The 21,983-nt window shown below is 50.4% G+C and carries 22 protein-coding genes and 3 tRNA genes; 23 read left to right on the forward strand and 2 right to left on the reverse strand.

Going from position 1 to position 21,983, the window contains the following annotated elements; translation table 11 throughout:
* Positions 1 to 49 precede the first annotated feature (49 nt).
* The 16 genes from GWK78_00490 to GWK78_00565 all read left to right on the forward strand — a co-directional run bounded on the left by GWK78_00490 (position 50) and on the right by GWK78_00565 (position 15,646).
* Positions 50 to 544 (forward strand): hypothetical protein, encoded by a 495-nt coding sequence (locus tag GWK78_00490; protein ID QHU93526.1) that lies wholly within the window; start codon positions 50 to 52, stop codon positions 542 to 544.
* Positions 522 to 2,180, forward strand: a complete 1,659-nt coding sequence (locus tag GWK78_00495) for a hypothetical protein (GenBank protein QHU93527.1) — start codon at positions 522 to 524, stop codon at positions 2,178 to 2,180. The genes GWK78_00490 and GWK78_00495 overlap by 23 nt, the downstream gene beginning before the upstream one ends.
* Positions 2,181 to 4,190: a hypothetical protein gene (locus GWK78_00500; GenBank protein ID QHU93528.1), complete on the forward strand. Its 2,010-nt coding sequence runs from the start codon at positions 2,181 to 2,183 to the stop codon at positions 4,188 to 4,190.
* 40 nt (positions 4,191 to 4,230) lie between these two features.
* The gene (gene pilM / locus GWK78_00505) at positions 4,231 to 5,277 is read left to right on the forward strand and encodes a type IV pilus assembly protein PilM (GenBank protein ID QHU93529.1); all 1,047 of its coding nucleotides are present in this window, start codon (positions 4,231 to 4,233) and stop codon (positions 5,275 to 5,277) included.
* Positions 5,274 to 6,005 carry a hypothetical protein gene (locus tag GWK78_00510; GenBank protein ID QHU93530.1) on the forward strand — a complete coding sequence of 244 codons (732 nt, stop codon included), beginning with the start codon at positions 5,274 to 5,276 and terminating at the stop codon, positions 6,003 to 6,005. The genes pilM and GWK78_00510 overlap by 4 nt, the downstream gene beginning before the upstream one ends.
* Positions 6,005 to 6,682: a hypothetical protein gene (locus GWK78_00515; protein QHU93531.1), complete on the forward strand. Its 678-nt coding sequence runs from the start codon at positions 6,005 to 6,007 to the stop codon at positions 6,680 to 6,682. The genes GWK78_00510 and GWK78_00515 overlap by 1 nt, the downstream gene beginning before the upstream one ends.
* The gene (locus GWK78_00520; GenBank protein ID QHU93532.1) at positions 6,679 to 6,909 is read left to right on the forward strand and encodes a hypothetical protein; all 231 of its coding nucleotides are present in this window, start codon (positions 6,679 to 6,681) and stop codon (positions 6,907 to 6,909) included. Before GWK78_00515 ends, GWK78_00520 begins: the two co-directional genes overlap by 4 nt.
* Positions 6,910 to 6,921: 12 nt before the next feature.
* Positions 6,922 to 8,685 (forward strand): type II/IV secretion system protein, encoded by a 1,764-nt coding sequence (locus GWK78_00525; protein ID QHU93533.1) that lies wholly within the window; start codon positions 6,922 to 6,924, stop codon positions 8,683 to 8,685.
* Between the two features lie 18 nt (positions 8,686 to 8,703).
* Positions 8,704 to 9,774 (forward strand): PilT/PilU family type 4a pilus ATPase, encoded by a 1,071-nt coding sequence (locus tag GWK78_00530; protein ID QHU93534.1) that lies wholly within the window; start codon positions 8,704 to 8,706, stop codon positions 9,772 to 9,774.
* Between the two features lie 3 nt (positions 9,775 to 9,777).
* Positions 9,778 to 10,989: a type II secretion system F family protein gene (locus tag GWK78_00535; protein QHU93535.1), complete on the forward strand. Its 1,212-nt coding sequence runs from the start codon at positions 9,778 to 9,780 to the stop codon at positions 10,987 to 10,989.
* A 65-nt stretch (positions 10,990 to 11,054) separates the two neighbouring features.
* Positions 11,055 to 11,528: a prepilin-type N-terminal cleavage/methylation domain-containing protein gene (locus GWK78_00540; protein ID QHU93536.1), complete on the forward strand. Its 474-nt coding sequence runs from the start codon at positions 11,055 to 11,057 to the stop codon at positions 11,526 to 11,528.
* A 77-nt stretch (positions 11,529 to 11,605) separates the two neighbouring features.
* Positions 11,606 to 12,472, forward strand: coding sequence for a hypothetical protein (locus tag GWK78_00545; GenBank protein QHU93537.1), 867 nt, complete (start codon positions 11,606 to 11,608; stop codon positions 12,470 to 12,472).
* Positions 12,473 to 12,499: 27 nt separating this feature from the next.
* A complete protein-coding gene (locus tag GWK78_00550; GenBank protein ID QHU93538.1) occupies positions 12,500 to 13,237 on the forward strand; it encodes a hypothetical protein in 738 nt (245 codons plus the stop codon).
* Positions 13,221 to 13,781, forward strand: a complete 561-nt coding sequence (locus tag GWK78_00555; GenBank protein ID QHU93539.1) for a hypothetical protein — start codon at positions 13,221 to 13,223, stop codon at positions 13,779 to 13,781. Before GWK78_00550 ends, GWK78_00555 begins: the two co-directional genes overlap by 17 nt.
* Positions 13,765 to 14,499, forward strand: a complete 735-nt coding sequence (locus GWK78_00560) for a prepilin-type N-terminal cleavage/methylation domain-containing protein (GenBank protein ID QHU93540.1) — start codon at positions 13,765 to 13,767, stop codon at positions 14,497 to 14,499. Before GWK78_00555 ends, GWK78_00560 begins: the two co-directional genes overlap by 17 nt.
* Positions 14,492 to 15,646, forward strand: a complete 1,155-nt coding sequence (locus tag GWK78_00565) for a hypothetical protein (protein ID QHU93541.1) — start codon at positions 14,492 to 14,494, stop codon at positions 15,644 to 15,646. The genes GWK78_00560 and GWK78_00565 overlap by 8 nt, the downstream gene beginning before the upstream one ends.
* A 12-nt stretch (positions 15,647 to 15,658) precedes the next feature.
* On the opposite strand, the gene GWK78_00570 is transcribed toward GWK78_00565, so the two are convergent.
* Entirely contained in the window at positions 15,659 to 16,579 is a 921-nt protein-coding gene (locus tag GWK78_00570; protein QHU93542.1) for a tyrosine-type recombinase/integrase, read from the reverse strand.
* A gap of 107 nt (positions 16,580 to 16,686) precedes the next feature.
* Here GWK78_00570 and GWK78_00575 point away from each other — a divergent pair, with 107 nt between their 5' ends.
* The 7 genes from GWK78_00575 to GWK78_00605 all read left to right on the forward strand — a co-directional run bounded on the left by GWK78_00575 (position 16,687) and on the right by GWK78_00605 (position 21,082).
* Positions 16,687 to 17,190 (forward strand): nucleoside-diphosphate kinase, encoded by a 504-nt coding sequence (locus GWK78_00575; GenBank protein QHU94251.1) that lies wholly within the window; start codon positions 16,687 to 16,689, stop codon positions 17,188 to 17,190.
* Between the two features lie 57 nt (positions 17,191 to 17,247).
* Positions 17,248 to 17,324 (forward strand) — tRNA-Arg (locus GWK78_00580).
* 7 nt (positions 17,325 to 17,331) lie between these two features.
* Positions 17,332 to 17,865 (forward strand): PH domain-containing protein, encoded by a 534-nt coding sequence (locus GWK78_00585; GenBank protein QHU93543.1) that lies wholly within the window; start codon positions 17,332 to 17,334, stop codon positions 17,863 to 17,865.
* Complete coding sequence (locus GWK78_00590) at positions 17,840 to 18,868, forward strand: hypothetical protein (protein ID QHU93544.1); 1,029 nt, start codon at positions 17,840 to 17,842, stop codon at positions 18,866 to 18,868. Before GWK78_00585 ends, GWK78_00590 begins: the two co-directional genes overlap by 26 nt.
* Before the next feature lie 66 nt (positions 18,869 to 18,934).
* Positions 18,935 to 19,010: transfer RNA gene (locus GWK78_00595), tRNA-Thr, on the forward strand.
* A 7-nt stretch (positions 19,011 to 19,017) separates the two neighbouring features.
* On the forward strand, positions 19,018 to 19,395 hold the full coding sequence (locus tag GWK78_00600) for a hypothetical protein (GenBank protein QHU93545.1): 378 nt from the start codon (positions 19,018 to 19,020) through the stop codon (positions 19,393 to 19,395).
* Positions 19,396 to 19,399: 4 nt separating this feature from the next.
* Entirely contained in the window at positions 19,400 to 21,082 is a 1,683-nt protein-coding gene (locus GWK78_00605; GenBank protein ID QHU93546.1) for a hypothetical protein, read from the forward strand.
* Between the two features lie 510 nt (positions 21,083 to 21,592).
* On the opposite strand, the gene GWK78_00610 is transcribed toward GWK78_00605, so the two are convergent.
* Positions 21,593 to 21,669 (reverse strand) — tRNA-Val (locus GWK78_00610).
* Positions 21,670 to 21,983 lie beyond the last annotated feature (314 nt).

Consider the following 21,983-nt stretch of genomic DNA (forward strand, 5'->3'; position numbering starts at 1 on the left):
AAATTACACAAACTTGCCTCAGTATATAATATGTATTAGAATAAGCAGTATGAATAAGGTTATTGTCTCGCGAATATTTATGATAGTGGGTATCGTGTTGAGTGTCGGTGCGATAGTCGCCATTATCATGATGGTGATGGGGCGATTGCATGTTGGACTAAAAGAGCCGAGTCAAGATATCGCGCCAACCGCCAAGATGATATGTGACGAGGATATGATAAAAGAATATCGGTCAATTATCGCTGCGCCAAATGGGTATGGTCCGATAGCGCTTGAGGGGTTAGTGAAGAAGATCTCAGAACGTGGCGGCCCGGGTGACGATACGGTGTGTCACTATATTATGCTTCACGATGCATCGCTACGGAATGATCGCCAGCGGATTGATCAGATTCATCAAGGGTTGATCAACTCGATGAAGATGCGTCAGGCGGTCGAGCCGTTTTATCGACTGGGTATTAATCAGGATACGGTAAAAGCACTGGTCGAGATCGGTAAGGCTGATGCGGGTGCGGGGAATAAGGATGGTACACCGGGTCAGGGTTAGGGTCGGACTACGGCTCGTTATTGGCTATATGCTGGCACTTGTGGTTGTCGCATCGACGTTGGCGATTATTGGTGCGGATAGAGCAGAGGCGGTAGACTGTAGCGGTTTGAGCGGTCGACGACGTTTGATGTGTATTAATGCACGCAATGATGGTGAACGGTTTGCGGTGCAATATATCTGTAAGGGCGGTGGAACGCGGTGCGGTGCGATGTGGATGTCGTCGCCTGGGACGTCGTATACGAATGATGTTATTAACACCGTTAGCTGGAATGCGACGTCATTATCACTTGACTTGAGGGGGTCGGTGAACGGCAACGGTCAGTCACGAGCACGGGTGTGGGCGACAAATGTAACGGTTAGTCAGAATGGTCGGACATTACTGTCTGGCGGTACGCTTGATCGGGGGACGCATCCATCAGGCGCGTACCACTGGGTTGATGGCGGTAGCAGCATTCGAGTAAATGGAATTGACATATCTGGTGTAGTTGCGCCAGGAAGTTCCGGCCGTATCATTTTGCAGGTGCGGCGCTGTTTCTATAGTAGTCCAGGCGGTAGCGGTGCTTGTGCGACACAAGATGTCGAGGTGTGGATTAAGCGTGAGCAGGCGCCAAACCAATGGACTGTTGAAGGGCAATCGCGAGTGTCAATCAATGGTGGCAGTTTAGTGCAAAACGCGACTGCTGCACCAGGACAGCGCGTACGATTTTTTCATTACCTGCGGAATAATTCTTCGTACACGATTCCTCCCTATACCCTAAAGCGCATAGGAATTAATCAGGATATTAATGGTACGACAACGCATCATGCGTGGGCGTCGCCGTATACGCGTAGTGCTAGCCCGTGGAATACATTTTATGAGCCAAGCGATGTTAAGCCATATAATAATGTCTTTGGGGCTGAGGGGATCGTGACGCAGGATGATGTCGGTAAAACAGTATGTCAAAAGATTTTATGGCTGCCGGGTGCGTGGAATACTGATGGCTGGGGGGTTTCATCAAATGCCTGTGCATCGGTGCCGTATGATTATGAATTGCGACCGGAGGTGCAGGCACCAGATTATATTAATGAAGGAACGATTGAGGTGAGTGGCGTGACCGCGCGAATTAATCATACAGGATCGACACGGTCAAATCGGGCAAATTATGCTGTAGTGCGGTTTGTGTTAAGGGGTGGTGGAAATTATACCGTGCCGGGCGGTGAGGGAGTTGTTGTGCCGTATGATAGACGTTCGCCGGGTAATTTAGTGAGCGATTGGGATTGTTATATCGCCAAGAACACGATTAAAAATAGTCGACCGGGTTTGCAGGTGGCAGATTGTACATCAAATAATTTGGCACGTAATGGTGCGGGAACAATTATCCAGCGAGGTGGGCTGGAAATTCCGCTTGGCAAGGATAACTTGAGTGGAGTGACGATGACGACTGGTGACCAGTTGTGCTATATGACTATTGTAAGTACATACAACCAACATGTGAATACCAGTACGTTTCGCTATGCGGTAGATTGTGCAAAGGTTGCCGGACGGCCAAAAGTTCAGTTTTGGGGGGCGGATGTGCGAGTTGGTGTCGGGATAGACGGCAGTGCGGGTAATAATAATGCGGAAGTCAGGACATCACTGACGAGGGTGAGGCGATAGATGGCGCTGCAGTTAAAAACCCAAAGGTGGTGGATCGGAGTCGGTGCCGTTGGGCTAGTGGTATTCGGAAGCCTTGGAGTGTATATCTGGCGTCATTATATCAGCGTAACGGCACAAGTAGCACCTGACGTAACTCACGTCGAGAGGGCGGTGCTAGCAGCCAGCACGACAACGCCACCGGGCGGCAGTAGTTATGGCCCAGCCACGTCATATCACATGCCATGGGAGAAATATCCGGTTGGCGAGAGAGAGCAGATCGGCGGGACGCCAGAACGGATTAGCAATTGGCCAACGGCTGGGGATGGTGGGTCTGACTGTCGTGTGAACATAAATGCCACAACAGTGGTCGATGGTGTTGGCGGGACATTTAATTATGGTGGGTTTACGATGATGCCATCACCGATGTCTGGTAATCGGACAGTTGGTCAGGATAAGTGTAGCGGATCGGTGTCAACATGGACGGCACCGGACGGTGAAAATAGCACATCTTCGGCAACGCCAGCACCGAGTTGGTTTGACGACGTGGTAGCGGCCAATAGCGGTGGTCTAGCGGGCGGAGCATATGTTAATCCACGAGCGTATGGTGGCTGGGCGACGGATGCTAATGCCACGACGAAAGTACCATTTGGTGTACCTGCCCAACGATCGGGCGCGGCTGGGGCGGCTGAGTTTGCCGAATGCGGCGGGGTTGCTAAGGAATCAGGAACATCTGCGTGGGCAACTGATGGAGCGTTTCGGCAGTCAATGTATGATCAAGGCGGCCAGTCGAAGCCGCTCTGGGGTGCGCGTTGTAAGGACGAGACAAAGTTGAAAGAGACACTGACCCGGCGTCACAATGCGCCGCAAACTGATACCAATGGTGAGAATTACGTGAAGTCGTCTGGCGTAACGCTATTTCGGCAGAAATTCCGGCTGACGAGCCAGCAGCTCGAAGAGATTCGTCAGCTGGATTTGTTGAACGACGGACGATCAGGACTGTACTTACGTTTGGCGGTTGATGATTATGCTGCGGTATACATTAATGGTAAGCCAGTCTTTACCAATCCGAAAGCGTCGTCTGGTGTCGAAATGAAGAGAATCATCGCGGATTATTTACGGGCTGGTGATAATGTGATTGCTCTAGAGGTGCAAGATGCGATTGCTCCAACTAGCCTCGCCAATGCTAATGCGGCTGCTCGGTGGCTGCTCGGTGTGTATGCGCCAAAGGGGTGGCAGCCAGTACCGGGGGAGCCGCGGCTGTACGGATCGTGGGCGGAATATGCCGTTAGTGCGCCTGGACAAATTATTTCTTCCTCGGGGGCAGGCTTGTCGTCTGCGCCGACAGGGCGAACGGGGGCGATTGAGGCACGGCAATATAATGATCTGACATTTCAAAACACTAACACCCCGTTTGGTAATTTTCGCGACAAGATGCCGACTGTACGCACACCTGATGCCTATTTTACGAACAAGGGAACTTTGTCTGGGGCGGTGTCTATGAGCGACGTGGCTAGTGGTGTGTATCAGGCTGGCAACCTGACGATTACCGGTGGAGAAATTAAGCGTGGCCGGCAAATTGTTATCAAATCGGGCGGCGTGGTGACTATCAAGGGTGACGTAAAACAGGAGGGCGGTAACTATTCGGCGGCTCGGGATCTGCCGCAGTTGATTATCAGTGCTCAGCACATTATTATTGAGCCAAATGCTACACAGGTTGATGCTTGGCTTATCGCTAGGAGCGGGGCAGTTAACACCTGCGATACCATAGTTCGCGATAGTCGTCAGTGGTTGTCGGGTCTGGACGCGAAAACGTGTGAAAAACAGCTGCGCATTAATGGTCCAATTATCGCGAAGCACCTCTTTTTGCGCCGTACATTTACGAAGGGTGGTGATACCTCTGGCAATAATCCGGGCGAGCCGGCGGAAATATTGAATTTGCGTGCCGATGCATATTTGTGGGGAAATGAGCGGTCGAAAGAATCGGGGGCTATCAAAACGATGCATCTAAAGGAATTACCGCCACGTTTTTAAGGGTTTTACATTTTACTATGCTTATGTATAATAGAATAGTATGAAAATAGCAAAAGGGCTGGGCGACTTTTTCGGATTAGACATCGGGACGAATGCGGTGCGCGTGGTTCAGCTGGCGCGAACGAGTAACGGGTGGAATCTGCTGCACTATGGTTATGCGCCTGTCGACCCGAAGATTACAGGTAGTGATTCGCCAGAGGCGCAGCGTAAGCTTGGTGAAGTGATCATGACCGCTGTTGGACAGAGCGGTATCAAGACGCAAAATGTAGCGATTGGGTTACCGTCGAGCAAGACCTTTACGGCAATTATTGATGTACCAAAAGTGTCAGACCAAGAGCTAAAGGCGACCATGAAATACCAGGTTGATCAGTACATTCCTATGGCGATTGAGGACGCCAAGGTTGATTGGGCGCTGCTCGGCGACAGTTTGCGTGAGCAGGGTCAGTACGAAGTGTTATTGACGAGTGCGGCGATTAGCTATGTCGAGGAACGACTCGAGTTCATTGAAGGGCTTGGCTTTAATGTGGTCGCTGAGGAACCGGATCCGATCGCGATGCTTCGGGCATTAGCGCCGACTGATGGAGCGACCGCAAAGTTAGTACTGGATATGGGCGAACATTCGACTGACTTGGCAGTCATTTATGGCGATATGCCGCGGCTAGTGCGCACGGTGCCGAGCGGACTGCAAGCGTTGGTGCGGGCGGCAGTGCAAAATCTCAACGTGCAGGATGATCAGGCTCGCCAGTTTATTATCAAGTTTGGCTTGGCACCTGACCGGCTCGAGGGGCAAGTTCTCAGGGCGATTGACGGCGTGCTGGATAATTTTGCAGCTGAGCTGACCAAATCAATCAAGTTCTTCCAGACGCGCTACCCGAGTATTTCCGTGTCAGGAATTCTGCTGTCGGGCTTTGGCGCGGCAATACCGATGATGGATAATTATATTGCCAGCAAGACTGGTATACCAGCGACTACGGCTGATCCGTGGCAGCATGTCAGTCTTGGGCAGGCTGATCAGCAAAAATTAGCACCAATTGCCTCGGAGTTTGCGACGGTCGTTGGTTTAGCGCAGCGGAGGAATGGGTCGTGATTGAGATTAATTTGATTCCTGACGTCAAACGCGAGTTACTTCGAGCGAAAATGATGCGCAACGCCGTGACGGCGATGTCAATAACCGTTGGCATGATTGCGGTCGGAGTGGCGGTTGCGCTTGGCTTGATCTTTGGCGGCCAGATAGCCCTGGAGGCGCTCCATGATGGGACGATTAAGAGCAAGACACGTGAACTGACGTCGATTGAAGACCTTGATAAGCTAGTGACCATTCAGCATCAGCTGGCAACAATCAACAAATTATCAAGTGAGCGTCAGGCTGATTCGCGACTATTTGACGTGATGACGGCGGTCAATCCGGTGGCGCCAAATAGTATTAAAATCGCAACACTAAAGCTCAAGCCAGAGTCGCGGACAATTACTATTGAGGGCTCAGCCGAAAACGGCTATATTGCACTGGAGATATTTAAAAAGACGATTACTAATACGACTGTGCAGACAACACAAAATGGGCAAGAGGTTAAACAACCGCTGGCTGAGAATCTGCAGGCGGGTGAGGCCAGCTTTGGTGAAGATGCCAACGGTAAGAAGGTGTTGCGCTTCTCGTTCACGTTTACCTATCCGGCAGAATTGTTCTCGAAAACGAGCGGCTCAGTGGTGATTGCGACGCCAAACGGTAAAGTTGATGTGACTGATTCGCGGCTGGGGGTGCCAGAGAGCCTATTTGCCAAGAAGCCAAAAGATGCTTCAAATAAGGAGAAAAACTAATGCCTGAGAATAAAGATGTCGCTATTCGTAAACGCCAGCAGATTGATTCATCAAAGAAAACCATGTTTCTGTTCGTGGCGGGCGCGGCGTTTGTGAGTGGCGTGGCAATTGTGGTGTCGTTCTTCCTCGTGCGGCAGATTTTGTTTCATGGCGCAGTGGTGCTCGCGAAGCAAGACACCATCAATACGCTGGAGAATAATAAAAAGGCGGCCGAGTCGCTCAAAGATAATGTGCGTTCACTAGAGGCGAATGAAGCACTTAACTCAGTGAAGTTAACGGATAGTAGTAGTCCATTGCAAACGATTCTTGATGCGCTGCCGGCTAGTGCGAATGCCGATGCGCTCGGTGCGTCTATTCAGAAGAAGTTCGTCAATGGCATCGCCGGTCTGTCACTAGAAAGCATCTCGGTCCACTATACGGCGAATGAGTCGGGTGCGGAGCAAGAGGACGCTGGTGATGGTCGCTCGGCGGTGAGTTTCACCATGACAGTGAGCGGTACGTCGTCAAGCCTCAAGGAGCTGTTAACGCGCTTTGAAAAATCAATTCGGGTTATCAATATTACCGAGATTGAGATGCAGGCCAGCGAGGACGGCAAGATGACGATGGATATCTCTGGCAAGGCCTATTTTGAGCCGGCGCAAAAAGTTGGATTAGGAAAGAAGGTGATCAAGCCATGAAGAAGAGCGATATAGCGATGATCGTGTTGATAGCCAGCCTTGGCGTTGTGGTGGCATATTTCGTTGCCAGCAGCATTCCATTCTTGCGCGTACCATCATCGGGTGTGGAAGTGCAGACGATATCAAAAATTAGCCCAGATATTGAGCAGCCAGATAAGGCAGTATTTAATCGTGATGCTATTAACCCAACGGTGGAAGCAATTGTTGGCAAAGCGACTGGTAGTTAGCGCGGAGGTGATATGGCGCTACTGACGGATGATATGCAGGGAAAATTGATTGGCTTGCTGACGAGCGAGGGCTTGATCGAGCGGTCGGTTGTTAAGGAGGCGCAAAAACGCGCCAGCGAGTCGGGTAAGCCGCTACTGTCGCTGTTGACCGAGGAGCACCTTTTGGAGAATGAATTATTGGTGCATGCGGTGGCGCAATTGTCTGGTGTGCCGTATGTTAATCTCGCAAGCAGCGTGATTGAGCAGCACATCTTGAACCTGCTGCCGGAGGATGTTGCCGAGCGATTTATGGCGGTACCACTGGCCGAGGTGCAGGGGCGCTTGGCGGTGGCGATGATTGATGCTAATAATGTCCAGGCGGTTGACTACCTAGCAAATCGTATCCAGCGACCGCTCAAGGTATTTATGGCCTCCGAAGAAAGTATCCGTCACGTCCTTGGTCAGTACAGAACAGACTTATCATCGGTCAATGAAGCAGCGGAGGACTCGCAGCGCGAAGCACTGGATGAGTCGTCGCAGAACATTGTGACAATCGTTCAAGATTCACCGATTTCGCGGGCGCTTAGTACGATCCTAGAGTATGCAGTAAAGAGCCATGCCTCGGACGTACACATTGAGCCATTAGAAAAGGCGTTGAAAATTCGCTGTCGTGTTGATGGCGTGTTGCGGGAAATTATGCAGCTACCAAAAAGTATTGAGCCAGCGCTGGTCAGCCGCATTAAAATTCTGTCAAATCTCAAAATTGATGAGCATCGGATTCCGCAGGATGGCCAGTTTGCAGTCAATGTGGCTGGCAAGGATGTCGATCTGCGTATTGCGATTTCACCGGTGGTATGGGGAGAGCAGGTGGTGATTCGTCTGCTTGATAAGACAGGTAACTCGTTTGATCTGACTGATATGGGGTATGCTGGGCGCGCACTGAGAGCCATCCAAAAAGGCATCAAGCGGCCAAGCGGAATGATTTTGACGTCTGGGCCGACTGGTTCGGGTAAGTCAACTAGCTTGTATGCGCTGATCAAGGAAATCAAGGACGACTCGATCAATATTGTGACACTGGAGGATCCGGTGGAGTACAAGATTGACGGCGTTAATCAGATCCAGGTGCATGCTGATGTTGGACTGACGTTTGCATCGGGCTTACGGTCAATTCTCCGGCAGGATCCCGACGTGGTGATGGTCGGTGAAATCCGCGATACCGAGACAGCGAACTTGGCGGTGCAAGCGGCATTGACCGGACACTTAGTCTTCTCGACGCTGCATACCAATTCGGCGGCGGGTGTGCTGCCGCGGCTGTTGGATATGGGGATTGAACCGTTCTTGATTGCTAGTACCGTGAACACCATTATTGGTCAACGGCTGGTCAGGCGGGTGGCGCCAAAGTATGATTCATATCAATCGTCACCACTTGAAACGGAGACTATTCAGTCAACGGTTGGCCACCTCCTGCCAAAAACTCAGGCTGACATATCGACCGTTTCGCAGGATTTGGGCTACAAGGCCTTGCCATTATCTGGTCAAGCCGCTTATACTTTAGTCAGGGGCCGCGATATGCCGCAGACGCCGCAAGGTTACTCAGGACGATGTGGTTTGTACGAGGTGATGGACGTCACTGAGGAAGTTCAAAACCTGATTGTCAAGCGGGCGACGAGCGCCGAGATTCAGCGGCTTGCCATTCAGCAGGGCATGATAACGATGCGTCAAGACGGTTATCTCAAGGCGCTCAGTGGCGTGACAACATTAGAGGAAGTAAATCGGGTAGCAGCCGATACAGCATAAAAGAAAAGGGGGACGATTATGAATAATCAAGAATTACGCATCGAAATTTTACTCGAAGAGGTGGTCAAGAAGCGAGCCTCAGACCTCCACATTCAAGTGGGCCTGCCACCGATGCTGCGCATTGACGGAACATTGGTCGCAGCAACGGGCACACAGCCGCTTGATGAGGCGACCGTGGAGCGGCTGGTATTTCAGATTCTTGATGAGGATCAGCGGCAAATTTTGCTCAAAGATAAGGAATTTGATTTTTCGTTTGCATTCGGTACACTGGGGCGATTCCGGGTGAATGCCTTTCATGAGAGGGGTAATTTGGCGGCGGCGCTGCGCTTAATTCCAAACGAGATCAAGACTGCGCAGGAGCTGGGCATGCCGCCGATTGTCAATACATTTGCTGATTTTCCACGCGGTTTGGTGCTGGTGACTGGGCCGACTGGCTCTGGCAAGTCGACAACTTTGGCGGCGCTGGTTGATAAGATCAACGCCGAAAAGTCGCAGCACATCATTACTATCGAAGACCCGATTGAGTTCACGCACAAGTCAAAAAAATCGGTGGTAGTGCAGCGCGAGGTTCATTATGACACCTATTCGTTCTCAGCGGCGCTGCGTTCTAGCCTGCGCCAAGACCCAGACGTGGTGCTGATCGGCGAGATGCGCGACCTCGAGACAATCTCGGCGGCGATTACCATTGCCGAGACCGGGCACTTGGTGTTTGCGACGCTACACACCAACTCGGCGGCACAGTCGATTGACCGTATGATTGACGTCTTTCCGCCGCATCAACAGCCGCAAATTCGTGCGCAGCTCAGCAATATTCTGATGGCAATTTGTTCGCAGCGGCTGGTGCCGTCTATCGGTGGCGGTCGGGTGGTGGCGGCCGAGATCATGATTGCTAATCCAGCGGTGCGTAATATTATTCGCGAGGGCAAGAGCCATCAGCTGGATGCTGTCATTCAGACGGGTGCTGATCAGGGTATGCAGACGATGGATCGAACGCTAGTGAATCTGGTACAGAACGGTACGATTACGTATGATAGTGCCCGTGAGTTTGCGGTTGATCTAGCGGAGTTTGAGCGGCTTATTCGAGGATAGTGCATGAAAAAATATCATTATGAGGCCAGGGATTCAGCCACGCAAAAGATTACCAAGTCGGTTGTGCAGGCTGAGAGCGAGGTTGCCGCGGCGAAATTGCTGAGCGCTCAGGGCTTCGTGCCGCTGAAAATTGAGCTTCAAGATGAGCGTGAGGGCTTCTTTCAGCGATTGTCAAATAAAATATCGTCCAAGGACAAGATCGTCTTTACGCGGCAGCTAGCGACGTTGATTGGTGCGGGGTTGCCGCTGGCGCAGAGCATGCATACCGTACTGGAGCAGACGCAAAACAAGCGGATGCAGAGTATCATTCAGGAGATAATTTCCGATATTGAGGGCGGTCGGCAACTGTCAAGTGCGTTCGAGAAGCATCCAGAAGTATTTGACAATGTATACGTGGCGTTGGTGGCGGCCGGTGAGGCGTCAGGAACCCTAGATGAAGCGCTCAAGCGCATCGCATCACAGCAGGAAAAAGACGCAGCAATGATTGGTAAAGTACGCGGTGCTATGGTCTATCCAGCAATTGTGCTGTTGGTAATTATCGCGGTGGTGGTGTTCATGCTCGTGATGGTAGTGCCGCAGGTCGAAGGACTGTATGGCAGCTTACACAAAGAGCTACCGTTCACAACGAAGGCCATGGTCAGCGTCGCTGGTTTTTTGGCGCAGTTTTGGTGGGCGTTGGTGATTTTACTTGGCATCGGTTTATATTTCTTTCAGCAGTATCTCAAAACCAAGGCTGGTATTCGTGCTAAAGATACGTTCAAGCTGAACATACCAGTGTTTGACGCCATGTTCCGCAAGCTGTACATGGCTCGCTTTACCCGCACCGGTCAAACACTTCTTAATAGCGGGGTGGCGATGCTGGACATGTTGCGCATCACTGCTCGGGCGGTCAATAATTCAGTTATCCGTCAAGGCATTGAGCATGCTAGCGAGAAGGTGAAGGGCGGCAAGGCGCTGTCGGTGTCCTTAAAAAATGAGGATTATATCTTGCCGATGGTGCCGCAGATGATCAAGATCGGTGAACAGTCGGGTAAGATTGATGAGATGATGGGCAAGTGCGCGCAGATTTACGAAGATGAGCTAGATGAGGAGATCAAGGCGATCACGACAACGATTGAACCAGTGCTGATGGTGGTCTTGGCGGTCGTGGCCGGCGTGATGGTGGGTGCGATAATCTTTCCAATTTATAATCTGGTCGGAGATATTAGCCTCTAGACAATCCATAAGCAGTACGGTACAATAACGAAAGAAAGTTAAGTCACAGAAAGGTGGGCAACTTCATGGCTCAGCAAAAAGCAAATCGAGGGTTTACAATTATTGAAGTCGTGTTGGTGCTGGCGATCGCCGGACTGATATTTTTGATGGTATTCTTGGCATGGCCGGCCTTGCAGCGCAGCCAGCGCGACACACAACGACGCAGTGACGTGACTCGGTTCGTCTCGCAGGTGAATAGTTATGCAACAAATAACAAGGGAAGCATCCCGAAAACCGATACGGGATCGATCAATAGCTTCCTCGATTCGTATATGAAGCGTGGCAACGGTGAATTTAAGGACCCACAGACCGGCAACAATTACAGCGTTGTAACTGGTGTCGCTCAGCAGGGTTCGGCAACGACCGAGAAGATGGTCTATGCCACGAGCGCTCAATGTGATGGCGAAAATATTGTCGCCAAAAGTGGTTCGCCGCGCTCGTTCGCCGTCAAGGTGCAGCTAGAAGGAAGCGGTGCGTTTTGTAAAGACAATCAAAACTAAGTCAGCAGTGATATGATTGACAGCCTCCTACTATTAGGGGGCTGCTTTTTTCATGATTTCTTGTTACCATTAACAGTATGATGGTAGTGACAATACTGGTGGGTGTGGCAATTCTTGGCGCAGTGATGGGGAGCTTTATCGGTGCTCAGGTGTGGCGAGTCCGTGCTCGGCAGCTCGTTGAAGACAAGCAGGCCGGCGAACCGGTTGATACGCTGGAGCTACGCCGCCTGAAGCCGCTCCTCAAGCCTCTCAAGAAAGATCGATCGCAGTGTCTTTCTTGTGGGCACGAGCTACGCTGGTATGATTTGCTGCCGGTAGTGAGCTGGCTGGCTGCTAGAGGTCGCTGTCGGTATTGCCAGGCACCGATTGGCTGGATGGAACTGGGGCTCGAAGTGGCGATGGCCGGGCTGTTTACAGTGGTGACGTGGCATGGCATGATGACGTTTACGGCGCCACTAGTAACAACGAAGGTCGCGATTATGCTGATGGGGCTATCATATCTAGCGTTCCTGTTCGTGTATGACAAGCGGTGGTTTTTGCTTCCGGACGTGGCGAATTGGCCGTTCGTGATATTGGGAGCACTATTTGCTGGGATTCATGTGGCGACTGGTCAGCTACCGGGCGGAGTGCCTGGACTGATGGCAGCGGTCGTCATTCTCAGTGGCGTGTACGCATTGCTCTACGTCGTGTCGAGTGGTCGCTGGATAGGATTTGGTGATGTCAAGCTGACGCTCGGTCTCGCGCTCTTTTTAATGGATTGGCGGCTAGCATTTCTCGCACTCTTTTTAGCAAATTTACTCGGCACGCTACTGGTACTGCCGGGGATGCTTCGGGGCACAGTGCAGCGTGGAGCGCGAATCCCATTCGGGCCGTTATTGATCGTCGGCTTTCTTATTTCGTGGTTTTTTGGTGCCAGGATCGTGGATTGGCTTATCGTGATTTGATAGTGCTTATGCTATAATAATGAACATATGAAGCGGTGGCAATCCGGGTTTACAATCGTTGAAGTGGTGTTGTTCTTGGCGATCACTGGCCTATTGACCGTTGGCTTGTTAGTTGGCGTGAGTGCTGCACTGCGCCAACAACAATATCATGACGCTGTTCAATCGTTCGCCGGTTTTATTCGTGATCAGTATAGCCGAGTGATTAGTATCGAGAATGATCGGGGCGATCGCGACACGTGTCCTGTTAAGGGTGCAACAAACGACGGAGCTCGGGGCCAGTCGAATTGCGTTGTCGTTGGTCGCTATGTCAAGTCGACGAATTCCGAGGCACGTTCATTTACCGCCTATCCGCTGTACGCCCTGAAGCGCTCGGGAGTGTGGACGTATAGTTACAGTGAGAGTGAGGCAAATACCTATACGGTTGGCTGGGGTGCGCAGGTACGCTCGCTCACGGCAACTAATACCATTGGTAGAGAACTGGCTCTATTAATATACCGCGATCCAGATAGCGGGCAGGTTATCGTACGCACGAATGACGCGCCGTATTCACCAGCTAATATTAATAATTTTATTCGCAATATGCAGCCGAATGGCGGTATGTATACGGCCGATTTACAGCTGCGGCAGCGAGAGTTTTGTATCTATGATACTGGCTGGTCAGTTGGCCAGAGACTGTCAGTCTTTTTGGGAGCAAAGGCTGGCTCGAGCGAGGCAGTGACGGTCGGTCATGCGACAAAGGGGTGCGATAATGAAGCGACGGCATAGCGCGCGCGGCGACACGATCATTGAAGTGGTAATGGCGGTAGCAATGTTTAGCATGCTGGCGATCGGTATCATGGCACTCATGAACAGTGGTATTGCTATGGCGCAGCGATCATTAGAGTTGACGCTTGTGCGGCAACAGATTGATAGTCAAGCAGAAATGCTGCGCTACATTCACGACAAGTCGTCTCAGGCCGGCAGCTCATTTGCTACCCTCTGGGACGCGATGAAAGGTCGGACCATTGACCACGCTAATTCGCTATTGAATGTTAATCGATGTCCAGAGGCAATGCCGAGTGGGGGATTTGCACTAGCGCCCAGCAAAAACACCTTTCAGTTGATTACTAATAAGTATGAATTATCGCCGACATATGCCAAGATTTCAACTGCCCGAAATCCAATTTCTTTAGGTATTTCAATTCAGCTGGTGCGTGTTGAAGGCGGCCGCGCCTATGATGCGTATATTCAGGCCTGCTGGATGAGTGTGGGGACTGACCGGCCAATGACCACGGGGACGATTGTGAGGATGTATGACACAGCGGTATAGACGATACGGGTTTACCTTGATTGAACTGATGCTGGCGATGGCATTTGTGTCGGTGTTGCTGCTGGCGATTGCTACGATAGCGATCCAGGCCGGCAAGCTGTATAATCGAGGTCTCACGCTCAAAAGTATCAATCAGTCCGGCCGCGAAATTAGCGATAGCTTGCGGCGCGACTTTTTGCAGGCTAATGCCGGCAAGATAAGTGGTAATGCTAATTCGGCCGTTGTCATGGTGCAGGCGGGGGGTGCCGATCGGAGTGGCCGACTCTGTCTAGGTGACTATTCATATGTTTGGAATGTGCCAAAAGTTGTCTCTGGAGAAGTGAAGGCCGGTGCGGGTATTATTACCGAAGTTGGCGGGCCGCATTCTGGTCGTCCGATTAATTTTGCTCGAGTGATTGACCCAGATGGCATGCTGTGCCAAAAAAATGAAACAACGGGGGCGTATATGTCAACGGTCGCGACGGATAAAGTGACGCATCTTCTCAAGCCAGCCGGGTCGAATGATGTGGTGCTGGCAATTCATCAAATGAAGGCAGCGCGAGTGGTGGGTGATAGCGGGGCAGACAGTCTGTATCGTTTGGAATTTGTCCTTGGAACCAGTCAGCTTGAGGCGGTCAATACAGCTAACGGTACCTGTAAGCCACCGGCGGATAACAGTGAGAATCTCGACTTTTGCGCAATAAATAGCTTTGAGATGATTGTGAGGACAAATGGATAAAATAGCGAGAAATAATCAATTAGGCGCGGTGTCGTTATTTGCAGTGATTTTTGCGACACTGTTACTAACGGTTTTGATGCTCGGCTTCATGCGGCTCATAATGGTTGATCAGCGACAAGCCCTGAATAATGAGCTGTCACAAAGTGCGTACGATGCGGCCCTGTCCGGTGTTGAAGACGCCAAGCGAGTCGTGCGTGCCTGTCAAAAAGGAGATAACGGTGGCAAGGCCTGTGAGCAGTTACGATTGCCTAATGATTGCAAAGTAGTCGCACGTGCGGGCGTTGCCGGTAGTGTAGCCGCTAACGAGACACTGATTCAATCGCGTCGCTCAGGGGACGGTAAAGAGTTCAACCAAGCCTATACCTGTGTCAATATTACGATGGATACGGAAGATTTCCTGGTTAGCATACCCGAAGGATCATCTCGTCTCGTACCACTGAAAGCCAAAGCTGAATTTAATAAAATTGTCCTCGAGTGGTTTACTAAAGAGGATGCGAATGGCAATGTGGCCGCTGGGCGAGTAAAAAATGCTGCCTCGGCGTCAACCTCGCTGCCAGCGTACAGTGACTGGGATGAGTCGCCGTCCCGTCCCGCACCCGCGCTACTACGCACTCAGATGATTTTTCCGGGTGATACATTCGACCTTGCTAGTCTCGATAGCTCTCGCGTTGCGACGATGTTCCTCTATCCACGGACGCTGAGTGTCCCCGGGCCGACGAACGGAGGTGTATCGGCAATTAATCTACCGCGAGCGGGCGGTGGTGGGCAATTTAACAATGCTCCGACACCGGTGAGCTGTTCTCTAGATTTTGCGAACAGTGGCTATTCGTGCCGAGCCACAATTGATATATCGCCTGTTACGGCCGCCGCCAGCGTTAATTCATTCTTGCGTTTGACGCCGCTATATCGCATGTCACACGTGCGAATTGCCCTATATAATGGTGCAGAACCGGTCAAGTTTGATGGTGTTCAGCCGGCGGTCGATGCGACTGGTCGTGCCAGTAATGTGTTTCGACGGGTTGAGGCGCGTCTCCAGATAGGTGACGATTTCCCGTATCCTGAAAATGCTATTGACCTTGAGAACAGCCTCTGTAAAGACTTTTCGGTGACCGAAGGCAGCGTAACGCCGGGTAACTGTCGGCCGTAGTGTCTTAGGGGTCTATCTCGTATCACTGTGAAAGCGTTCGTGGACGTCTTTGAGGTGCTGGTCGGTGACGTGTGTGTAAATCTGGGTCGTGGCGATATTGCTATGACCAAGCATCGATTGTACCGCCCGTAGGTCCGCTCCATTCATCAGAAGGTCGGTGGCAAAGCTATGACGCATAGTGTGCGGGCTAACGTGCTTGGTGATGCCAGCAAGTCGGGCATAGTGCGATACCATCCGCTGGATCGAGCGAGCACTCAGCCGACGATAATCGCCGGAAACTGACGGCTTTGCTAGGCGCCTGCTATAGCTGATGAATAGAGCCGGCAAGCTGTCACTTCGCGCATCAAGGTAGTTTTTGACGTGCTCGGCAGCGGACATTGAAACGAATACCGGCCGGTCTTTCTGGCCCTTGCCGCGCACCATAAACTCGCGTCGAGTGAGATTGATGTGGTCACGGTTCAAGTTAACAAGTTCCGACACGCGCAGTCCGCTCGAAAACAAAAGCTCAATGATTGCTCGGTCGCGAAGCCCCGGCTCATTGTTCAGCGGGATCTGCTCAATGAGTCGCACCACCTCGTCGTAGTGAAGAAATGTGACTTGTTTGCGAACGGTTTTTGGTAGGGTAATCTTGTCGGCTGCCAGTGATGAGATATCCCGTTGTGATAAATACGTCAACAATCCACGTAGGGCGATCAAGTGATAGTTTTGTGTAATTAACAACAATTCTTCACCGGTGTTGCTATTTTTATAACGGTTTAACCAGAGGCGATACTTACGAATTGTCTCTGATGTTATTTTTGCAACATCAATATCACCAGCAAAATCAATGAAGCGTTCAAGGTATAATTTGTAGTTCTCAATGGTGCGAGGACTACGGCCACCCTCAACTTCTAGGTGCTCCAGGAAATCTGCTAATGCTTCGGAGAAATACATAGTTTAATTTTAACAACATCTATACCGTTTATCAAATGAATACTTTTTGCTATGATGAAGAAAATAATACACGAAGGAGGCGTATGGCTGAGTCAAAAAAGAAGAATATGTGTGGCATTGAGCGAACACTGATTGTGTTCAAGCCTGATGCAGTACAGCGGGGAATCGTCGGTGAAATCTTGCAGCGATTTGAGCGCGTTGGCCTCAAGATTATCGGTGTCAAGATGGTGGCCCCGGGTCGTGAGCATTACTTTGCGCACTACGAAACGATTGGCAAGATGGTAACGCGCCGTGGTGAAGAAATCTTTGATATGACGCTCAATATGATGATGGATGGGCCGGTTATCGCTATGGTTCTTGAAGGGGTCGAAGCGGTCGCTGTGGTGCGTAAAATTGTCGGCCCAACTGAACCGAAATCTGCCGACATGGGTACGATTCGTGGTGACTATTCACATGTTAGCTTTGGCTATGCTAACGAATGTCGGAAGGGCGTGCCAAACCTGATCCATGCGTCGGGTGATCCTGACGAGGCAGAGCAGGAAGTCGCTCACTGGTTTAAGCCCGAAGAATTGATGGACTATGTTACATTAAACGAAAAGTTTACTCGATAGCATTCTCGTCACTCAAAACTACCCGTGCTATAATTGACACGGGTAGTTTTTGTGTATGCCTCGGTAGCTCAACTGGATAGAGCAGATCCGTCCTAAGGATAAGGTTGCAGGTTCGACTCCTGCCCGGGGTACCAAAGCATTATGACAAAGAAAGTCAAATCAACCAAAGCATTTGATGGTCAGCGCGATGGCGAGGAGCTGTTGTTCGTGTTTCGTCGACATATTATTGCTATGCGCAAGGGTTTTTACTTACTGCTCGTTCCGATGACGATTGGCGCGCTACCATATCTTATCTGGCAGGATAATCTCAATCTTTTATGGGTATTTCTTGGTAGCTTTGTTTTTGGACTCGTTCTGTTTGGTTATCATTTTTTGATGTGGTTTTATACGTATTACATTGTGACAAATCAGCGACTTCGCCAGATAACGCAGCATGGTTTTTTTGGTAAGGATGTAATTGAACTTAAGCTAGCGAAAGTCCAGAATATCAGCTACGTTGTGCCTGGTTTTACGGGCGAAATGTTCAAATTTGGTACAATAGTTATTCAGACGTTTGTTGGTGATCTTGTCATCAAAAACGTTGAACATCCAGATAAGATTTATAATAAGCTGCAAGATGCGGTGGATCTCGCCGCTGAAAGGAGTGATCGTGCTAAAGAAAACAACGAAGGGTAAAAAAAAGGACAAGCGTTCACTGCCGTCACGGATTACCAATGACACGGTCGCGGAGCATCGCGAAAAAGTGCTGGCTGGGGGGCGTAAACACAAATATCCGATACAGTACTCCAAGCATAAGCTAGTCTGGAACACGATTTTTATTAGCATAGCCGGGCTTGTGACAGTGATTGTTTTATTATATCTTCAGCTCTATGTTTGGAAGGACACAAGCGATTTAGCATATCGTATTACCAAAATTTTGCCGCTACCGGCCGGTTCAGTTGAAGGGGAATTTGTGCGCTATAGTGATTATTTACTATATAACCGCGGTAATATGGCGGTGCTTAAGACTCAGGGTCAAGATCAAGCGGGTGATAAAGTTGCTTTTCAGCGGCAGCGGGCCATGAACCAAGCGGTGCAGGATGCATATGTGCGTAAGCTAGCGAGAGAAAGGGGTATATCAGTTGATGATCGAAAAGTTGATGAAGAGATGGACCGCCAGCAAAAGGATGCCGGCCTGTCAAAAGAAGCCTACCGTTCGGCAGTAAAAGATATGATTGGCTGGTCGCTTGATGAGGCGCGTGATGGTATCAGGGCATCGCTGCTGCGCTGGGAAGTATCGTTTGCTGTTGATGAAGCGGCGGCCAATCTTGTTAAGGAGGTCGAAGCGCAGCTCAAGGCCGGTAAATCGTTGACCGATGTCGCAGCGGCGTTAGGTGAACGAGTACAATTAATGCCGGAGACGGTTGTTCCGAAGACCAACAAGGATGGTGGCTTGACCGAGGCGGCGATTAGAACCGCAGATGGCACGATCTCTGGGGTTATTAAACCGCTCGGTGGTGATGGCTACTACTTTGTTCAGCCACGCTCGCGAGACGATAGTTCAGTCACTTATTCATATCTCAAGATTCCACTGACGACGTTCAAAACTAATTTTGATAAGTTGATCAATGGTAAAAAAGTCACTTACTATGTCCATCTTGACCAGCCGGCTGAACAAAAGTCAAGTGAGCAGAAATAGCCTTCTGTTATCCATTGTCATCTTTGCGAAAGCCTTGCCCATCTGCTATAATCCTTGGGGAGGTATGCCGCTGTAGCTCAGTTGGTAGAGCGGCGCTTTCGTAAAGCGTAGGTCACCGGTTCGAATCCGGTCAGCGGCTCCAGAGTAGTATGAAGAAGCATATCACAAGCACATTACGACAGATGATGAAAGATCGCTGGCTGTTTGGTCTCGTTGTTGCTAATGTCTTGCTGGCGTTAGTAATCATTATCTCCTTTGCTATTACTATTAAGCCCAAAGAAACTCAGGTCATTGTTCAGCACAGTGCGTTTAGTGTGACGGGGCTATACCGTGGTCACTGGTATTCGCTCTGGGCGTACGGCGTGCTGCAGCTTATGATTACGGTTGGGCACATTATGTTGAGTGCCAAGCTTGCTGCGGCCCAGCGTCGTGATTTAGCATTGGCGTTCCTTTGGTTCACAATTGCTATATCAGTTATGCTAGCACTGTTCGCCTACTCAATAATCGTAATTGCGTCGGTGGTGTAGGGTTATGGATATAGAGATACCACTTGGTAAACGAAAGCCATTCTATCGATTCTTGGAGGTCCTGCCGGGTCTGTTGAGCTATGGCGCAGTTATTCTTCTTATCGTGTTGTCGATATTTAGCCCGCTGATCGCGTCGCTCTATCTGCTCATCATTATTCTGTCGATGATGGTGCGCGTTGTCGGTATCACGTATCATATGGTTGCTGGCCGCGCCAAAATGGATAAAGCGAGTCTGATTGATTGGCATGCGCGTCTTGAGGATCTTGAAGATGCACAGGCGGTATATGCACGTATTCGCGACCAACGACATAAGGAGGTTGGTTTTGCGCAGCATAAAGAAAACGTACGCCTCATCGCTTCCGCGCAGCCAGGGTTTTTCCCGAAGCCGTCAGAAATTTATAACGCGGTTATCATGCCCGCCTATAATGAGAGTATTGAGGTAATTGAACCAGCTATTCAATCGGTGATTGCCACTACGTACGACAAAAAACATATGATTATGGTGTTTGCGTATGAGGAGCGGGGCGGTAAGGATATTGACACAACTGCCAAGACACTACAAAAACGCTATGGCAAGTATTTTCACGCCTTTCACATTGTCAAGCATCCAAAAGACATTCCGAATGAGGTGATCGGCAAGGGTGGCAATATTACGCATGCCGGGCGCTGGCTGAGGGGGTGGATCAAGGAGCAGCATATTCCGTATAGTAACGTTATTGTTACGACGATGGATTGTGACAACAAGCCACATGAAACCTACTTTGACTACCTGACATACGAATATATCGTCCGCGAGGACCGTAAGCACTACTCGTATCAACCAGTGTGTCTATTCACTAGTAACATCTGGGACGTACCGGCGCCGATGCGTGTGGTCGCGACGGGTAACTCATTTTGGAATATCATTAGCTCAATGCGCCCCCATTCGCTACGTAATTTTGCTTCACATGCTCAGCCGATGGATGCGCTCGTTGAGATGGACTTCTGGAGTGTTCGAACGATCGTCGAAGATGGTCACCAATATTGGCGCAGTTATTTCTATTTTGGTGGTAACTACGGGGTCGTGCCGCTCCATGTACCGATTTATCAAGACGCGGTATTGTCAGCCACGTATATGAAAACGCTCAAAGCGCAGTTTATTCAGCTTCGTCGCTGGGCGTATGGAGCATCTGATGTCGCGTATGTTGGCGAACGGGTCTTTACCAAGCAGCGTAATGTACCATTTTGGGCTGGCTTTTCGCGATTTGTCAGGTTGCTTGATGGACACGTGACGTTAGCCTGCGTTTCAATTCTGATCGCTTTTGGTGGCTGGGTACCACTTATCATTAATGCCGAGGCCGCCCGTAGTGTCGCCGCGCATCAATTGCCTGATACGGTGAGCACGCTGCAGCAAATTGCGCTAATTGGTATGGCGATAGCGATTTTTAGTGCCTTCAAGCTTTTACCGTCACGTCCAATTCGCTACACGCGCCGCCGGAATATCTGGATGCTCTTGCAGTGGGTGCTGATGCCAGTGACGGCCATTGTCTATAGCTCCGCCGCAGCATTCACTGCACAGACCCGTCTGTTAGTTGGGCGGTATCTTGATAAGTTTGACGTCACCGAAAAAGCCACAGCGGCGATTAATGCTCGCCAGAAGGCGACTGCACGTAAACGGTCGAAGGCCTCCCGCGTCGCCGAGAAGTGATGAGTCGGTGCTGGGCAGCGTACTGGAGTGCTGCTACTGGGTCGTAACGTTGGAGAATCATGTGTGTTATTTGAGCGATGATTTGTGTAGATAGCGGCTTACCTTGCTTGATAATCTGTTCCTGCGCAGTTTGTGCAAGGAAGTAGCTATCATGTGCTGCAGTATGCTTATTATGCTGAAAGCTACGGCTAATGCTTATGATGAGCTTTCCTAAATTGAAAGGGGTGGTTGACCCGTCGTGTGTTAGCACCATGCGCCCGTCTAGCGTAGCCCGTTCGTATGTCGTAAAGACTGCGCCACATTCTGGACAGGACCGTCGCCGCCAGACGCTGGGGTGTTTCGTGTGCTTGCGGGAGTTTTTGGTAGTAGTTTTATCGTGAAAACAATTTATACAAATCATATCAATATATTGACATATCGCTATAAAAAATACTAGTGGAAAAGTATATGAAAATGTGTAAAATAGAAAAAACTAAAAACCCTCCGTACTGCGAGGGTTGTATGCAATAATGGTGGGCAATAGAGGATTCGAACCTCTCACCTCTTCAACGTCAATGAAGCGCTCTAGCCAAATGAGCTAATCGCCCGACTATCATCAATAATAGCAGGAATTAGTGGTGAATGCAATTACCTCTTGCGGAGAGTGTAGGGGTTGGCCGTCACGTCGTTTCTTGGTGTAGTATTACGAATCCGCTACCTAGTCTATGCGTCGTAAGGGTTGCCCGGAACTTTTAACTATGCTACGGTGAGAGTAGCGAAGACAGAGACTAACCACCTCTCGAGCAACGTGAAAGCGGTTGCGGCGCACGAAACCAGCCGGAGCAAGAGTCATCGCCAAGGTGGAACCTCCTGGCTCGTCCCCAGGACCGAGGCACGCACGCTATATGCGTTGGGCGTGCTT

It is taken from the genome of Candidatus Saccharibacteria bacterium oral taxon 488 (assembly GCA_010202845.1).
GTDB lineage: Bacteria > Patescibacteriota > Saccharimonadia > Saccharimonadales > Saccharimonadaceae > Nanosynbacter.

Excerpts from the sequence above, each read along its gene's own strand:
- GWK78_00530 (QHU93534.1), top strand. The coding sequence starts at position 8,704 with ATGAATAATCAAGAATTACGCATCGAAATTTTACTCGAAGAGGTGGTC.
- GWK78_00605 (QHU93546.1), top strand. The coding sequence starts at position 19,400 with ATGGATATAGAGATACCACTTGGTAAACGAAAGCCATTCTATCGATTC.
- GWK78_00500 (QHU93528.1), top strand. The coding sequence starts at position 2,181 with ATGGCGCTGCAGTTAAAAACCCAAAGGTGGTGGATCGGAGTCGGTGCC.
- GWK78_00495 (QHU93527.1), top strand. The coding sequence starts at position 522 with ATGGTACACCGGGTCAGGGTTAGGGTCGGACTACGGCTCGTTATTGGC.
- GWK78_00515 (QHU93531.1), top strand. The coding sequence starts at position 6,005 with ATGCCTGAGAATAAAGATGTCGCTATTCGTAAACGCCAGCAGATTGAT.
- GWK78_00565 (QHU93541.1), top strand. The coding sequence starts at position 14,492 with ATGGATAAAATAGCGAGAAATAATCAATTAGGCGCGGTGTCGTTATTT.
- pilM (QHU93529.1), top strand. The coding sequence starts at position 4,231 with ATGAAAATAGCAAAAGGGCTGGGCGACTTTTTCGGATTAGACATCGGG.
- GWK78_00570 (QHU93542.1), bottom strand. The coding sequence starts at position 16,579 with ATGTATTTCTCCGAAGCATTAGCAGATTTCCTGGAGCACCTAGAAGTT.
- GWK78_00550 (QHU93538.1), top strand. The coding sequence starts at position 12,500 with ATGAAGCGGTGGCAATCCGGGTTTACAATCGTTGAAGTGGTGTTGTTC.
- GWK78_00540 (QHU93536.1), top strand. The coding sequence starts at position 11,055 with ATGGCTCAGCAAAAAGCAAATCGAGGGTTTACAATTATTGAAGTCGTG.
- GWK78_00545 (QHU93537.1), top strand. The coding sequence starts at position 11,606 with ATGATGGTAGTGACAATACTGGTGGGTGTGGCAATTCTTGGCGCAGTG.
- GWK78_00535 (QHU93535.1), top strand. The coding sequence starts at position 9,778 with ATGAAAAAATATCATTATGAGGCCAGGGATTCAGCCACGCAAAAGATT.
- GWK78_00490 (QHU93526.1), top strand. The coding sequence starts at position 50 with ATGAATAAGGTTATTGTCTCGCGAATATTTATGATAGTGGGTATCGTG.
- GWK78_00600 (QHU93545.1), top strand. The coding sequence starts at position 19,018 with ATGAAGAAGCATATCACAAGCACATTACGACAGATGATGAAAGATCGC.
- GWK78_00555 (QHU93539.1), top strand. The coding sequence starts at position 13,221 with ATGAAGCGACGGCATAGCGCGCGCGGCGACACGATCATTGAAGTGGTA.
- GWK78_00575 (QHU94251.1), top strand. The coding sequence starts at position 16,687 with ATGTGTGGCATTGAGCGAACACTGATTGTGTTCAAGCCTGATGCAGTA.
- GWK78_00525 (QHU93533.1), top strand. The coding sequence starts at position 6,922 with ATGGCGCTACTGACGGATGATATGCAGGGAAAATTGATTGGCTTGCTG.
- GWK78_00585 (QHU93543.1), top strand. The coding sequence starts at position 17,332 with ATGACAAAGAAAGTCAAATCAACCAAAGCATTTGATGGTCAGCGCGAT.
- GWK78_00520 (QHU93532.1), top strand. The coding sequence starts at position 6,679 with ATGAAGAAGAGCGATATAGCGATGATCGTGTTGATAGCCAGCCTTGGC.
- GWK78_00560 (QHU93540.1), top strand. The coding sequence starts at position 13,765 with ATGACACAGCGGTATAGACGATACGGGTTTACCTTGATTGAACTGATG.